The organism is Erwinia endophytica (assembly GCF_009295515.1).
GTDB classification, from domain to species: Bacteria; Pseudomonadota; Gammaproteobacteria; order Enterobacterales; family Enterobacteriaceae; genus Erwinia; species Erwinia endophytica.
The window spans coordinates 122,194-135,241 of sequence record NZ_RQVV01000057.1; the positions used below are offsets into that span (position 1 = coordinate 122,194).

Sequence of the window (13,048 nt, forward strand, 5' to 3'; positions counted from 1 at the left end):
TATGCCAAATAATTTCAAACATATCACGGTGCTGTTGGACGAGGCGGTTAACGGCCTCAATATCAAATCTGACGGCATCTATATTGATGGCACCTTTGGCCGGGGTGGACATTCACGCCTGATCCTCTCGAAGTTGGGAGAACAAGGGCGTCTGTATGCCATCGACCGTGACCCGCAAGCTATAGAAGTCGCTGCCGGTATTACCGATTCGCGTTTTACTATCACCCATGGGCCTTTTTCTGCGTTGGCGGACTATGTCGATGCCTGGGGACTGACCGGTAAGATCGATGGTATTTTGCTGGATCTGGGCGTTTCTTCGCCGCAGTTGGATGATGCCGGGCGGGGTTTCTCATTTATGCGTGACGGACCGCTGGATATGCGCATGGACCCGACCAGGGGATTGTCGGCCGCGCAGTGGCTACTTCAGGCCGAAGAGAGCGATATCGCTTTCGTCCTGAAAACCTTTGGTGAAGAGCGGTTCGCCAGGCGTATTGCTCGCGCTATCGTTGAGCGCAACCGTGAACAGCCGATGACACGCACTAAAGAACTGGCGGAGGTTATCTATGCCGCTACGCCAGTAAAAGACAAATTCAAACATCCGGCGACCCGGAGTTTTCAGGCGATCCGCATTTGGGTGAACAGCGAGCTGGAAGAAGTCGAGCAGGTACTGCAAGGCGCGGTGTCAGTGTTGGCACCGGCGGGGCGTTTATCGGTGATCAGCTTCCACTCGCTGGAAGACCGTATTGTGAAGCGTTTTATGCGTGAGCAGAGCCGGGGACCGCAGGTTCCCGCAGGTTTGCCGATGACAGAGGAACAGTTAAATCAGTTAGGGGGTCGTCAACTGAAGGTACTGGGTAAGATGATGCCAGGCGAAGCTGAAGTGGCTGAAAATCCGCGAGCCCGTAGTTCAGTGTTACGCATCGCTGAGAGGATCAACAGATGATTAGTAACGACAGGCATAGCCTGCCGGGAGTCATTGCTGGCGATCTGTTACGCCATGGCAAAATTCCACTGATCCTCGCTGTCGCTGTACTGGTTTCGTCGATTTTGGTGGTGACCACGGCGCATAAAACCCGTCTGCTGACCGCCCAACGTGAACAGTTGGTACTGGAGCGTGATGCGCTGGATATTGAATGGCGTAACTTGATCCTGGAAGAGAATGCTCTCGGTGATCATAGCCGGGTTGAGAAGATGGCGACGGAAAAGCTGCAAATGCAGCATGTCGATCCATCGCAGGAAAACATCGTGGTACAGCCATTAGGGACTGAATGAAAGCCGCAGCCAAGACACTGAAGTTAAAACGCCCGGAAGATCAAGCCAGCTTTGTCAGCTGGCGTTTTGCGTTGCTTTGCGTCTGTATCACCCTCGGACTGACAGGATTGTTGGTTCGTATGGCTTATTTGCAAGTGATTAACCCTGACCGATTGGTGCGTGAAGGGGATATGCGTTCCTTACGCGTGCAGGCTGTTCCCAGCTCTCGCGGCATGATAACCGATAGATCCGGACGTCCCCTGGCGGTCAGTGTGCCGGTTAATGCAATCTGGGCGGATCCGAAAGAACTTAACGATAAAGGCGGCATTACCATGGACAGCCGCTGGAAGGCGTTGTCGGATGCGCTATCTATCCCGTTGGATCAACTGGCTGCACGAATTAACGCCAATCAGAAAAGCCGTTTTGTTTATCTGGCCCGCCAGGTCAATCCAGCCATTGGCGATTACATCAAAAAGCTTAAGCTCCCCGGCATCAAACTGCGTGAAGAATCCCGCCGCTATTACCCTGCCGGACAGGTCACCTCGCAACTGATCGGTTTCACCAATATCGATGGTCAGGGGATCGAAGGTGTTGAAAAAAGTTTTGATAAATGGCTTACCGGTCAGCCCGGTGAACGTACCGTGCGTAAAGATCGCAATGGCCGGGTGATTGAAGATATCTCTTCGGTGGACAGCCGGGCGGCGCATAACCTTGCCTTGAGCATTGATGAGCGCCTACAGGCGCTGGTTTACCGTGAATTGAACAATGCCGTGGCGTTTAACAAGGCGGAATCAGGCACGGCGGTGTTGGTGGATGTGAATACCGGGGAAGTGCTGGCGATGGCGAACAGTCCGTCATATAACCCGAACAACTTGTCCGGCGTCACCAAAGATGTGATGCGTAACCGGGCGATCACCGACATCTTCGAGCCCGGTTCAACGGTGAAGCCAATGGTGGTTATGACTGCCTTGCAGCGCGGTGTGGTGAAAGAGAACAGTGTGCTGAATACCATTCCTTATCGTATTAACGGCCATGAGATTAAAGACGTGGCCCGTTACAACGAGCTGACCCTGACCGGGGTTTTGCAGAAATCGAGTAATGTCGGCGTTTCCAGGCTGGCATTAGCGATGCCATCCTCAGCGTTAGTGGATACCTACTCACGCTTTGGATTGGGTAAGGCGACCAATTTGGGGTTGGTCGGAGAAAGCAGTGGCTTATATCCTCAAAAACAACGGTGGTCTGACATAGAGAGGGCCACCTTCTCTTTCGGCTATGGACTAATGGTAACGCCGTTACAGTTAGTGCGAGTCTATGCAACGATAGGCAGTTATGGCGTCTATCGCCCGCTGTCAATTACCAAAGTCGACCCGCCAGTAGCGGGTCAGCGCATATTTGATGAAGGCCTGGTGCGCACCGTCATGCACATGATGGAAAGCGTGGCGTTGCCTGGCGGCGGCGGTGTGAAAGCGGCCATCAAGGGTTACCGCATCGCCATTAAAACCGGTACGGCTAAAAAGGTTGGGCCGGACGGCAAATACGTTAACAAGTACATCGCGTACACGGCTGGCGTAGCGCCAGCAAGTCATCCTCGTTTTGCGCTGGTGGTGGTGATTAACGACCCCCAGGCCGGTAAATATTACGGTGGTGCAGTTTCTGCACCGGTTTTTGGCGCCATTATGGGCGGCGTTTTACGCACCATGAACATCGAGCCTGATGCACTGCCCCAAAATGACAAAAACGACATGGTAGAGAACCGACGTGAGGGACCAAGTGACCGATCGTAATCTGCGCGATTTACTGGCTCCCTGGGTGTCTGGCGCCCCGGAGCGGATACTGCGTGAAATGATACTGGACAGCCGTCTGGCGGCGTCCGGTGATTTGTTTGTGGCTGTTAAAGGCCATGCGGCGGATGGCCGACGCTTTATACCCCAGGCCATCGCCCAGGGCGTGGCGGCGGTGGTCGCGGATGCGGAAGGCGAAGCGGAAGACGGCGACATCACATTGATGCACGGCGTACCTGTGATTTATCTGGCCCAACTCTCTCAGCGCCTTTCTGCGCTGGCTGGCCGTTTTTATCAGCAGCCTGGCGAGAACCTGCGTCTGATTGGGGTGACCGGAACTAACGGTAAAACTACCACCACCCAACTATTGGCGCAGTGGGCTCAGTTACTGGGTGAAACCGCGGCAGTGATGGGCACGGTCGGCAATGGCCTGTATGGCCAGTTGGTGCCAGTAGAGAACACCACGGGTTCGGCGGTAGACATTCAGCATACATTGCACACGTTGGTTGAGCAGGGTGCGACGCTGGCGGCGATGGAAGTCTCTTCTCACGGTCTGGTCCAGCATCGTGTGGCCGCGTTGCCATTTGCCGCGGCGGCGTTTACCAACCTCAGCCGTGATCATCTGGATTACCATGGTGAGATGAGGCATTACGAAGCGGCGAAATGGCGGCTGTTTTCTGAGCATCAGGTGGGGCAGGCTATCATTAACGCCGATGATGAAGTGGGGCGCCGTTGGTTGGAAAAACTGCCGGATGCGGTTGCCGTCACTATGGAAAATAATTTACAGCCAGGTTGCCGTGGGCGCTGGTTGAAGGCGACCCGCGTCGATTATCGTCCTAACGGCGCTAGCGTGATGTTTGAATCCAGTTGGGGTCATGGCGTCATTGACAGCCGTTTGCTGGGCGCGTTTAACGTCAGCAATTTGCTGGTCGCACTTGCTACTTTGCTGGCGCTGGGTTACCCGTTGGCGTCGTTGATTGCCAGTAGCCGCCAGTTGCAACCGGTCATGGGGCGGATGGAAGTATTCACCGCGCCGGACAAGCCTACTGTGGTGGTGGATTATGCGCATACGCCGGACGCGCTGGAAAAAGCGCTGCTGGCTGCACGTTTGCATTGTAAAGGGCGACTGTGGTGTGTGTTCGGCTGTGGTGGCGATCGTGATAAAGGTAAGCGCCCACTAATGGGCGCTATTGCTGAGCAGTTCTCAGATGTGGTGGTGATTACAGATGATAATCCGCGCAGTGAAGATCCGGCGGCGATAGTGGCTGACGTGCTGAGCGGTCTGCTGGATCCCGGACGGGCGCGTGTGATGCCGGGACGTGCGCAAGCGGTGACTCACACGGTAATGCAGGCGCAGGATGGCGACATTGTTCTGGTGGCCGGGAAAGGCCATGAAGATTATCAGATTGTTGGCAGCCGCCGACTGGATTATTCAGACCGGCTTACGGTCGCTAACCTGATCGGGGGGCTGGCATGATTGCACTTTCTCTGCAAACTCTGGCTGAACTGACGGGCGGCAAATTGTTCGGTGCTGACCTGAACATCACTGAAGTCACCACCGATACGCGTAACGTCAGCATGGGTTGCCTGTTTATCGCTTTGGTGGGCGAGCGTTTTGATGCCCATGATTTTGTCGGTGAGGCGATTGCCGCTGGTTCGGCAGCTCTACTGGTCAGTAAGCGCTTACCTGTGACGGTTCCTCAAGTGGTGGTGGCCGATACCCGTATCGCGCTCGGCCAACTGGCTGGCTGGGTTCGCCAGCAATCCCCTGCCCGGGTGGTGGCCCTGACGGGGTCTTCTGGCAAAACCTCAGTCAAAGAGATGACTGCCGCCATCCTGCGTGAATGCGGCGAGACCCTCTATACCGCCGGTAATCTGAATAATGATATCGGCGTGCCTCTTACGCTGTTGCGCCTGACCCCGCAGCATCAGTACGCAGTCATTGAGCTGGGGGCTAATCATCAGGGCGAGATTGCTTATACCAGTCATATTACGCGTCCCGAAACCGCGTTGGTCAATAACCTGGCCGCGGCTCATTTAGCCGGGTTTGGCTCGCTGGCGGGCGTGGCGAAAGCGAAAGGTGAAATTTTTCAGGGATTGCCGATTAACGGCACGGCAATCATCAATGCGGATAGTCATGACTGGTCACACTGGCAGTCTGTGCTGCACGGCAAAACAGTCTGGCGCTTCTCGGTGCAGCCGCAGGCTGACAGTGATTTCTCAGCCAGCGATATTCAGGTGGGCAGCAATGGGACGCATTTCGTGATGATGACCCCGGCTGGCAGCATCAATATCCAACTGCCGCTACCCGGTCGCCATAATGTGGCGAATGCCCTGGCGGCAGCGGCGCTGGCTCTGTCTGTTGATGTGCCGCTCCAGGCTATCCAGCAAGGATTATCCAGCCTGAAAGCTGTGCCGGGGCGGTTGTTTCCGCTGCCGCTGGCAGACGGCAAACTGGTGTTGGATGACAGTTATAACGCCAATGTTGGCTCAATGACCGCCGCCGTACAGGTACTGGCCGACATGCCGGGCTATCGTGTGATGGTGGTGGGCGATATGGCTGAGCTGGGTGACGAGGCCGAAAAGTGCCACCGTGAGGTAGGTGAAGCGGCTCGTCAGGCGGGTATTGATAAAGTCCTCAGCGTGGGAACACTCAGTAAAGTCATTAGCGATACCAGCGGCGTTGGTGAGCATTTCAACGATAAGGCAACTGTCACGGCGCGTCTCAGAACCCTGCTCTCGCAGCAGCCCATTATTACCATTTTAATTAAAGGTTCGCGTAGTGCCGCCATGGAGCAGGTAGTACAGAGCTTACAGGAGAAAGGAACATGTTAGTCTGGCTGGCCGAACATTTGGTCAATCTTTATTCTGGCTTTAACGTCTTCTCGTATCTGACGTTTCGCGCCATTGTCAGCCTGCTGACTGCCCTGTTTATTTCATTGTGGATGGGGCCGCGGATGATCGCCCGTTTACAGGAATTGTCTTTCGGCCAGGTGGTGCGTAACGATGGCCCGGAATCACATTTCAGTAAACGCGGTACGCCAACCATGGGCGGGGTGATGATCCTGTTCTCCATCACAGTGTCGGTATTGATGTGGGCCTATCCTGGCAACCCTTATGTATGGTGTGTTCTGGTGGTGTTAGTGGGGTTTGGCATTATCGGCTTCGTCGATGATTACCGCAAAGTCGTTCGCAAAGATACGAAGGGATTGATTGCCCGCTGGAAATATTTCTGGATGTCGGTTATCTCGCTGGGCGTCGCATTTGCGTTATACATCGCCGGTAAGGGGACGCCGGCCACTGAGTTGGTGGTGCCCTTCTTTAAAGACATCATGCCGCAGTTGGGGCTGCTCTATGTGGTATTGGCTTATTTTGTCATCGTGGGGACCGGTAATGCGGTCAACCTGACCGATGGTCTGGATGGGCTGGCGATTATGCCGACGGTGTTTGTCGCGGCGGGTTTTGCGTTGGTGGCCTGGGCAACGGGTAACGTCAAGTTTGCTGAATACCTGCATATTCCTTATCTGCGCCACGCCGGTGAGTTGGTGATTGTCTGTACCGCCATTGTCGGGGCAGGGCTGGGTTTTCTGTGGTTTAACACTTACCCGGCGCAGGTCTTCATGGGCGATGTGGGCTCCCTGGCACTGGGCGGGGCGCTGGGAACTATCGCGGTACTGCTGCGTCAGGAGTTCCTGTTGGTGATTATGGGCGGGGTGTTCGTGGTGGAAACCCTGTCGGTTATCTTGCAGGTCGGGTCGTTCAAATTACGTGGTCAGCGTATTTTTCGCATGGCACCGATTCATCACCATTATGAGCTTAAAGGTTGGCCGGAACCGCGCGTTATCGTGCGCTTCTGGATTATTTCGCTGATGCTGGTGCTGATTGGCCTGGCAACGCTGAAGGTAAGGTAACTATGGCTGACTATCAGGGTAAAAAAGTCGTCATTATCGGGCTTGGTCTTACTGGCCAGTCCTGTGTTGATTTCTTTTTAGCACGTGGCGTGACGCCACGCGTGATGGATACCCGTGTCGTGCCGCCAGGACTGAACAAATTACCTTCCAGTGTTGAATGCTGGCTCGGTTCGTTGAATGACCACTGGTTGCTGGAAGCCGACCTGATTGTCGCCAGCCCGGGTCTCGCTCTGACGCATCCTTCCCTGATGGATGCCGCTGATGCCGGTGTGGAAATTGTCGGCGATATTGAACTTTTCTGCCGTGAAGCGCAGGCGCCGATTGTGGCGATTACGGGCTCCAATGGCAAAAGCACGGTTACCTCTCTGGTGGGCGAGATGGCGAAAGCCGCCGGCTGGCAAGTCGGCGTGGGGGGGAATATTGGCCTGCCTGCGTTGAGTCTGCTTGAGCAACCCGCGCAGCTTTACGTGCTGGAGCTGTCGAGTTTCCAACTGGAAACCACCAGTAGCCTGAAGGCCGCCGCCGCCACGATCCTCAACGTGACCGAGGATCATATGGATCGCTATCCTTTGGGCATGCAGCAATACCGCGCCGCCAAATTGCGAATTTACGAGCAGGCGACCGTGTGCGTGGTTAACGCTGATGATGCGATGACTATGCCGGTTCGCGGTGCGGATAAGCGGTGCGTCAGCTTTGGGGTGGATGTGGGCGACTATCATCTTAACCATCAACAGGGCAGCATTTGGCTGCGGGTTAACGGCGAGAAAGTGTTAAATACCGACGAGATGACGCTGGTGGGACAGCATAACTTCACTAACGCTCTGGCTGCACTGGCGCTGGCGGATGCGGTGGGCTTACCACGCAATACCAGCCTGCAGGCGCTGACCGCCTTCACCGGACTGGCTCACCGTTTCCAACTGGCTTATGAGCATAACGGTGTGCGTTGGATTAATGATTCCAAAGCGACCAATGTCGGCAGCACTGAGGCGGCGCTGAACGGGCTACAGGTCAAAGGCACGCTCTGGCTGCTGCTGGGCGGTGACGGTAAATCGGCTGATTTCAGCCCGTTGTCCCGCTTTTTACAGGCCGATAACCTGCAGATTTATTGTTTTGGTCGCGATGGCGCCGCTCTGGCAGCATTGCGCCCAGAGAAAGCGGTACAAACAGCGACACTGGCTGACGCGATGGTGAAAATTGCTGCCCAGGTGCAGCCGGGGGACATGGTTTTACTGTCTCCAGCCTGCGCCAGCCTGGATCAATTTAAAAACTTTGAGCAGCGTGGCGATGTGTTTACTCAACTGGCTAAGGAGCTTGGCTGATGCGCTTGACAGGACTAAGCCTTGTGAGCGGGTTGAGCACCCGGGTGAAAGATTGGGTAATGGGATCGCGCGAAAACGATACCAACGCAATGGTGCTCTACGATCGTACCCTGTTGTGGTTGACGTTGGGCCTGGCCATTTTCGGTTTCGTGATGGTGACGTCAGCGTCGATGCCGGTCGGGCAGCGTCTGTCGGATGATCCGTTCTATTTCGCCAAGCGCGATGCTTTTTATATCGCGCTGGCATTTGTCATGGCGTTGGTAACGCTGCGTGTGCCGATGGACTTTTGGCAACGTTACAGCAACATCATGCTGCTGGTTGCCATGGTGATGCTGTTGATTGTGTTGGCGGTGGGGAGTTCAGTCAACGGCGCATCCCGCTGGATTGCTTTGGGGCCGCTGCGTATTCAGCCGGCGGAATTGTCGAAGTTGTCACTGTTTTGTTATCTCGCCAGCTATCTGGTGCGCAAGGTTGATGAAGTGCGAAATAACTTCTGGGGCTTCTGCAAACCAATGGGTGTGATGGTGGTACTGGCTGTTCTGCTGCTGGCACAACCGGATCTGGGTACGGTAGTGGTGTTATTTGTCACCACGCTGGCGATGTTGTTCCTCGCGGGGGCGAAGTTGTGGCAGTTTCTGGCAATTATCGGTTCGGGAATTTTTGCGGTTTGCCTGCTGATTATGGCTGAGCCCTATCGTATGCGCCGTGTAACATCTTTCTGGAATCCCTGGGAAGATCCATTCGGCAGTGGTTACCAGCTGACCCAATCGCTAATGGCGTTTGGTCGCGGTGAGTTCTGGGGCCAGGGGCTGGGTAATTCGGTGCAAAAACTGGAGTATCTGCCAGAAGCGCATACCGATTTCATCTTCTCCATTATTGGCGAGGAACTGGGTTATATCGGTGTGGTTTTAGCGTTGTTAATGGTATTCTTCGTCGCTTTTCGTGCGATGTCCATCGGTCGTCGCGCACTGGAGATTGACCAGCGTTTTTCTGGTTTTCTTGCCTGTTCCATCGGCGTGTGGTTTAGCTTCCAGGCGCTGGTTAATGTGGGCGCCGCAGCTGGGATGTTGCCGACTAAAGGTCTGACGTTGCCCTTGATCAGCTATGGGGGATCCAGCCTGATCATCATGTCGACCGCCATCGTGTTTTTGTTGCGTATAGATTATGAAACGCGACTGACCAAAGCGCAGGCGTTTACTCGAGGTAGTCGATGAAAGGGAAGCGTTTGATGGTGATGGCGGGGGGAACAGGCGGACATGTGTTCCCCGGGCTGGCGGTTGCGCACCATTTGATGGCGCAGGGTTGGCAAGTGCGTTGGCTTGGTACGGCGGATCGTATGGAAGCCGAACTGGTGCCGAAGCACGGTATTGAGATTGATTTTATTCGCATTAGCGGTCTGCGCGGTAAAGGTTTGCGGGCGATGGTCGCCGCCCCCTGGCGTATTTTCAACGCGGTACGGCAGGCCAGGGCGATTATCAAGTCCTATCAGCCGGATGTGGTGCTGGGGATGGGAGGCTATGTTTCCGGACCCGGAGGCCTGGCGGCGTGGAGTTGCGGTGTTCCCGTGGTGTTGCATGAACAAAATGGTATCGCCGGGCTGACCAATAAATGGCTGGCCAGGATTGCCAAAAAAGTGATGCAGGCGTTCCCGGGGGCTTTCCCTAATGCAGAAGTAGTGGGTAACCCGGTGAGGACGGATGTGCTGGCGTTGCCTCCGCCTGAAATACGGCTGGCTGAACGTACCGGTCCGATTCGCGTCCTGGTGGTTGGTGGCAGTCAGGGCGCGCGCGTGTTGAACCTGACTATGCCCAAAGTGGCTGAGCGACTTGGCGATAAAATTACGCTCTGGCATCAGGTGGGGAAGGGCGCGTTGGCCAGTGTGAATCAGGCTTACCAGCAGGTAAACCAAACCGGTCATAAAGTGACCGAGTTTATTGATGATATGGCTGCGGCTTACGCCTGGGCTGATGTAGTGGTGTGTCGCTCAGGTGCGCTGACGGTCAGTGAAGTGGCAGCAGCAGGGCTACCTGCCATTTTTGTTCCGTTCCAGCATAAAGATCGTCAGCAATACTGGAATGCGCTGCCGCTTGAAAAAGCCGGCGCAGCGAAGATTTATGAACAACCGCAGTTTTCTGCGGAGGCGGTAGCGGAAACGCTGGTGGGCTGGGATCGTCCAGTTTTACGGCAAATGGCTGAAAAAGCGCGTGCAGTAGCGATTCCCGATGCGACCGAACGGGTGGCGGTGGCCGTCAGCAAAGCGGCACGGCAAACAGGATGAGTAGGGTCGGGTATGCCGACCAGAAAATGGTTATACGAGCAGTGTTCTCCCGGCGATTTCGCGCGGCACCATGTGTTGGCCACGTGAAAGGCGCAGGAGATATCGACAGGCAGAAGAGATGAATACACAACAATTGGCAAAACTGCGTTCTATCGTGCCCGAGATGCGTCGCGTCCGGCACATTCACTTTGTTGGCATCGGTGGTGCCGGCATGGGCGGTATTGCCGAAGTGTTGGCGAATGAAGGTTATGAAATCAGCGGTTCGGATTTGGCTCCTAATGCGGTGACTCAGCATCTGACCGCACTTGGCGTGACCATTTATTTTAACCACCGACCGGAGAATGTCAGTGATGCCAGCGTGGTGGTGATGTCCTCCGCCGTTGCGCAGGATAATCCGGAAATTATTGCGGCTCGGGAAGCCCGTATCCCGGTTATTCGTCGGGCAGAAATGCTGGCCGAACTGATGCGTTTCCGTCATGGCATTGCAGTGGCGGGCACCCATGGGAAAACCACCACTACCGCGATGGTGTCCAGTATTTACGCTGAAGGTGGTCTGGATCCGACTTTTGTGAACGGTGGCCTGGTAAAAGCCGCAGGTACCCATGCGAAACTGGGTTGCAGCCGTTACCTGATTGCGGAAGCGGATGAGAGTGATGCGTCGTTCCTGCATCTGCAACCGATGGTGGCGATTGTCACCAATATCGAAGCCGACCATATGGACACCTATCAGGGCGACTTCGAAAATTTGAAGCAGACGTTTATCAATTTCCTGCACAACCTGCCGTTTTATGGTCGTGCTGTGCTTTGTATCGATGATGCCGTTATCCGCGACTTAATCCCCCGTGTCGGGCGTCAAATTACCACGTACGGTTTTAGTGAAGATGCCGATGTGCGGATTGCCAGTTACGAGCAGCATGGCGCGCAGGGACATTTTACCCTGGCTCGCCACGATAAGCCGCTGATGCGTGTCACACTGAATGCGCCGGGTCGCCATAACGCGCTCAACGCGGCGGCGGCCGTTGCGGTGGCAACGGAAGAAGGCATTGATGATGATGAAATCCTCAGTGCGCTGGAGAGCTTCCAGGGGACCGGTCGTCGCTTTGATTTCCTGGGGGAATATCCATTGCAGGAAGTGAATGGCGTGGCAGGCACCGCGATGCTGGTGGATGACTACGGCCATCACCCGACGGAAGTTGATGCGACGATTAAAGCCGCGCGTGCGGGCTGGCCTGATCGTCAATTGGTGATGATTTTTCAGCCGCATCGTTATACGCGTACCCGTGACCTTTACGATGACTTTGCTAACGTGTTGTCGCAGGTCGATGTGTTGCTGATGCTGGATGTTTATCCCGCAGGTGAAACGCCAATCCCTGGCGCAGACAGTCGTTCACTGTGCCGCACTATTCGGGGGCGTGGCAAGGTCGACCCGATTATGGTGTCTGATCATGATGCGGTCGCGGAAATGTTGGCGCCGAAGTTGAGCGGTAATGACTTAATCCTGGTGCAGGGCGCTGGCAATATTGGGCGCATCGCGCGCAATCTGGCCGATCAGCAATTACGACCGCAGAGTCAAGAAGGGGAAAATCATGGCTGAGAAAGTAGCGGTATTGCTGGGGGGGACTTCTGCTGAGCGAGAAGTTTCGCTGATGTCAGGCAACGCGGTGTTGGCCGGGCTGAAAGAAGCCGGGGTCGATGCGCACGCGGTAGATATTCGTGATTTCCCGGTCATGCGTCTGAAAGAAGAAGGCTTCGATAAAGCCTTTATCGCGCTGCATGGTCGTGGTGGTGAGGACGGTACGCTGCAGGGGGTGCTCGAGTTCCTGGCTATCCCTTATACCGGCAGTGGCGTAATGGCATCCGCTATCACCATGGATAAGCTGCGTACCAAGTTGCTTTGGCAGGGCTGTGGATTGCCGATTGCGCCTTACGTGGCCATCAACCGTCAGGAAATGGATGCGGGGCTGAGCCGCGAGACACAAGCGCGTATCGCGGCGCTGGGATTGCCGTTGTTCGTGAAGCCTGGCAGTGAAGGTTCCAGCGTCGGTATCACCCGTGTCAATCAGGCTGATGCGCTGCAGGCGGCACTGGATGAAGCTTTCCGTCACGATGATGAGGTATTGATCGAGGCTTTTTTAAGCGGTCCGGAATACACCGTTGGTGTGATCGGCGATGAGATCTTACCGTCTATTCGTATTCAGGTTGCTTCTGAGTTCTATGATTATGAAGCGAAATACTTTTCTGACCAGACTGAATACTTCTGTCCCAGCGGTTTGTCAGCAGAAAAAGAAGCGGAATTGAATAACATTGTGTTGCAGGCCTGGCGTGCGCTTGGCTGCAGTGGTTGGGGACGGGTGGATGTGATGATGGGGGGGGACGGCCAGTTTTACTTGCTGGAAGTTAACACCTCTCCAGGCATGACCAGCCACAGCCTGGTGCCGATGGCGGCCAGGCAGGCAGGCATGAGTTTCTCGCAACTGGTTGCCCGCATTTTGGAGCTGGCCGACTGAT

The 13,048-nt window shown here is 55.2% G+C and carries 11 protein-coding genes; all 11 read left to right on the plus strand.

Annotated features, from left to right (window positions below):
- Position 1 precedes the first annotated feature (1 nt).
- The 11 genes from rsmH (at position 2) to EH228_RS18005 (ending at position 13,047) form a co-directional block, all read left to right on the plus strand.
- A complete protein-coding gene (gene rsmH, locus EH228_RS17955; protein ID WP_152322988.1) occupies positions 2-943 on the plus strand; it encodes a 16S rRNA (cytosine(1402)-N(4))-methyltransferase RsmH in 942 nt (313 codons plus the stop codon).
- Positions 940-1,272 carry a cell division protein FtsL gene (gene ftsL / locus EH228_RS17960; RefSeq protein WP_152322989.1) on the plus strand — a complete coding sequence of 111 codons (333 nt, stop codon included), beginning with the start codon at positions 940-942 and terminating at the stop codon, positions 1,270-1,272. The genes rsmH and ftsL overlap by 4 nt, the downstream gene beginning before the upstream one ends.
- The gene (locus tag EH228_RS17965) at positions 1,269-3,035 is read left to right on the plus strand and encodes a peptidoglycan glycosyltransferase FtsI (RefSeq protein ID WP_152322990.1); all 1,767 of its coding nucleotides are present in this window, start codon (positions 1,269-1,271) and stop codon (positions 3,033-3,035) included. Before ftsL ends, EH228_RS17965 begins: the two co-directional genes overlap by 4 nt.
- On the plus strand, positions 3,022-4,509 hold the full coding sequence (gene murE, locus EH228_RS17970; protein WP_152322991.1) for a UDP-N-acetylmuramoyl-L-alanyl-D-glutamate--2,6-diaminopimelate ligase: 1,488 nt from the start codon (positions 3,022-3,024) through the stop codon (positions 4,507-4,509). The genes EH228_RS17965 and murE overlap by 14 nt, the downstream gene beginning before the upstream one ends.
- On the plus strand, positions 4,506-5,867 hold the full coding sequence (gene murF / locus EH228_RS17975; protein WP_152322992.1) for a UDP-N-acetylmuramoyl-tripeptide--D-alanyl-D-alanine ligase: 1,362 nt from the start codon (positions 4,506-4,508) through the stop codon (positions 5,865-5,867). The genes murE and murF overlap by 4 nt, the downstream gene beginning before the upstream one ends.
- Positions 5,861-6,943, plus strand: a complete 1,083-nt coding sequence (mraY, locus tag EH228_RS17980; RefSeq protein WP_152322993.1) for a phospho-N-acetylmuramoyl-pentapeptide-transferase — start codon at positions 5,861-5,863, stop codon at positions 6,941-6,943. Before murF ends, mraY begins: the two co-directional genes overlap by 7 nt.
- A 2-nt stretch (positions 6,944-6,945) precedes the next feature.
- The gene (murD, locus tag EH228_RS17985) at positions 6,946-8,262 is read left to right on the plus strand and encodes a UDP-N-acetylmuramoyl-L-alanine--D-glutamate ligase (RefSeq protein ID WP_152322994.1); all 1,317 of its coding nucleotides are present in this window, start codon (positions 6,946-6,948) and stop codon (positions 8,260-8,262) included.
- Positions 8,262-9,476, plus strand: coding sequence for a cell division protein FtsW (ftsW, locus tag EH228_RS17990; protein WP_152322995.1), 1,215 nt, complete (start codon positions 8,262-8,264; stop codon positions 9,474-9,476). The genes murD and ftsW overlap by 1 nt, the downstream gene beginning before the upstream one ends.
- Complete coding sequence (gene murG / locus EH228_RS17995) at positions 9,473-10,540, plus strand: undecaprenyldiphospho-muramoylpentapeptide beta-N-acetylglucosaminyltransferase (protein ID WP_152322996.1); 1,068 nt, start codon at positions 9,473-9,475, stop codon at positions 10,538-10,540. Before ftsW ends, murG begins: the two co-directional genes overlap by 4 nt.
- Positions 10,541-10,658: 118 nt before the next feature.
- Complete coding sequence (gene murC, locus EH228_RS18000) at positions 10,659-12,134, plus strand: UDP-N-acetylmuramate--L-alanine ligase (RefSeq protein ID WP_152322997.1); 1,476 nt, start codon at positions 10,659-10,661, stop codon at positions 12,132-12,134.
- Positions 12,127-13,047, plus strand: coding sequence for a D-alanine--D-alanine ligase (locus tag EH228_RS18005; RefSeq protein WP_152322998.1), 921 nt, complete (start codon positions 12,127-12,129; stop codon positions 13,045-13,047). Before murC ends, EH228_RS18005 begins: the two co-directional genes overlap by 8 nt.
- Position 13,048 lies beyond the last annotated feature (1 nt).

Coding starts and splice junctions, on each gene's coding strand:
- rsmH (WP_152322988.1), top strand. CDS start 2: ATGCCAAATAATTTCAAACATATCACGGTGCTGTTGGACGAGGCGGTT.
- ftsL (WP_152322989.1), top strand. CDS start 940: ATGATTAGTAACGACAGGCATAGCCTGCCGGGAGTCATTGCTGGCGAT.
- EH228_RS17965 (WP_152322990.1), top strand. CDS start 1,269: ATGAAAGCCGCAGCCAAGACACTGAAGTTAAAACGCCCGGAAGATCAA.
- murF (WP_152322992.1), top strand. CDS start 4,506: ATGATTGCACTTTCTCTGCAAACTCTGGCTGAACTGACGGGCGGCAAA.
- mraY (WP_152322993.1), top strand. CDS start 5,861: ATGTTAGTCTGGCTGGCCGAACATTTGGTCAATCTTTATTCTGGCTTT.
- murD (WP_152322994.1), top strand. CDS start 6,946: ATGGCTGACTATCAGGGTAAAAAAGTCGTCATTATCGGGCTTGGTCTT.
- ftsW (WP_152322995.1), top strand. CDS start 8,262: ATGCGCTTGACAGGACTAAGCCTTGTGAGCGGGTTGAGCACCCGGGTG.
- murG (WP_152322996.1), top strand. CDS start 9,473: ATGAAAGGGAAGCGTTTGATGGTGATGGCGGGGGGAACAGGCGGACAT.
- murC (WP_152322997.1), top strand. CDS start 10,659: ATGAATACACAACAATTGGCAAAACTGCGTTCTATCGTGCCCGAGATG.
- EH228_RS18005 (WP_152322998.1), top strand. CDS start 12,127: ATGGCTGAGAAAGTAGCGGTATTGCTGGGGGGGACTTCTGCTGAGCGA.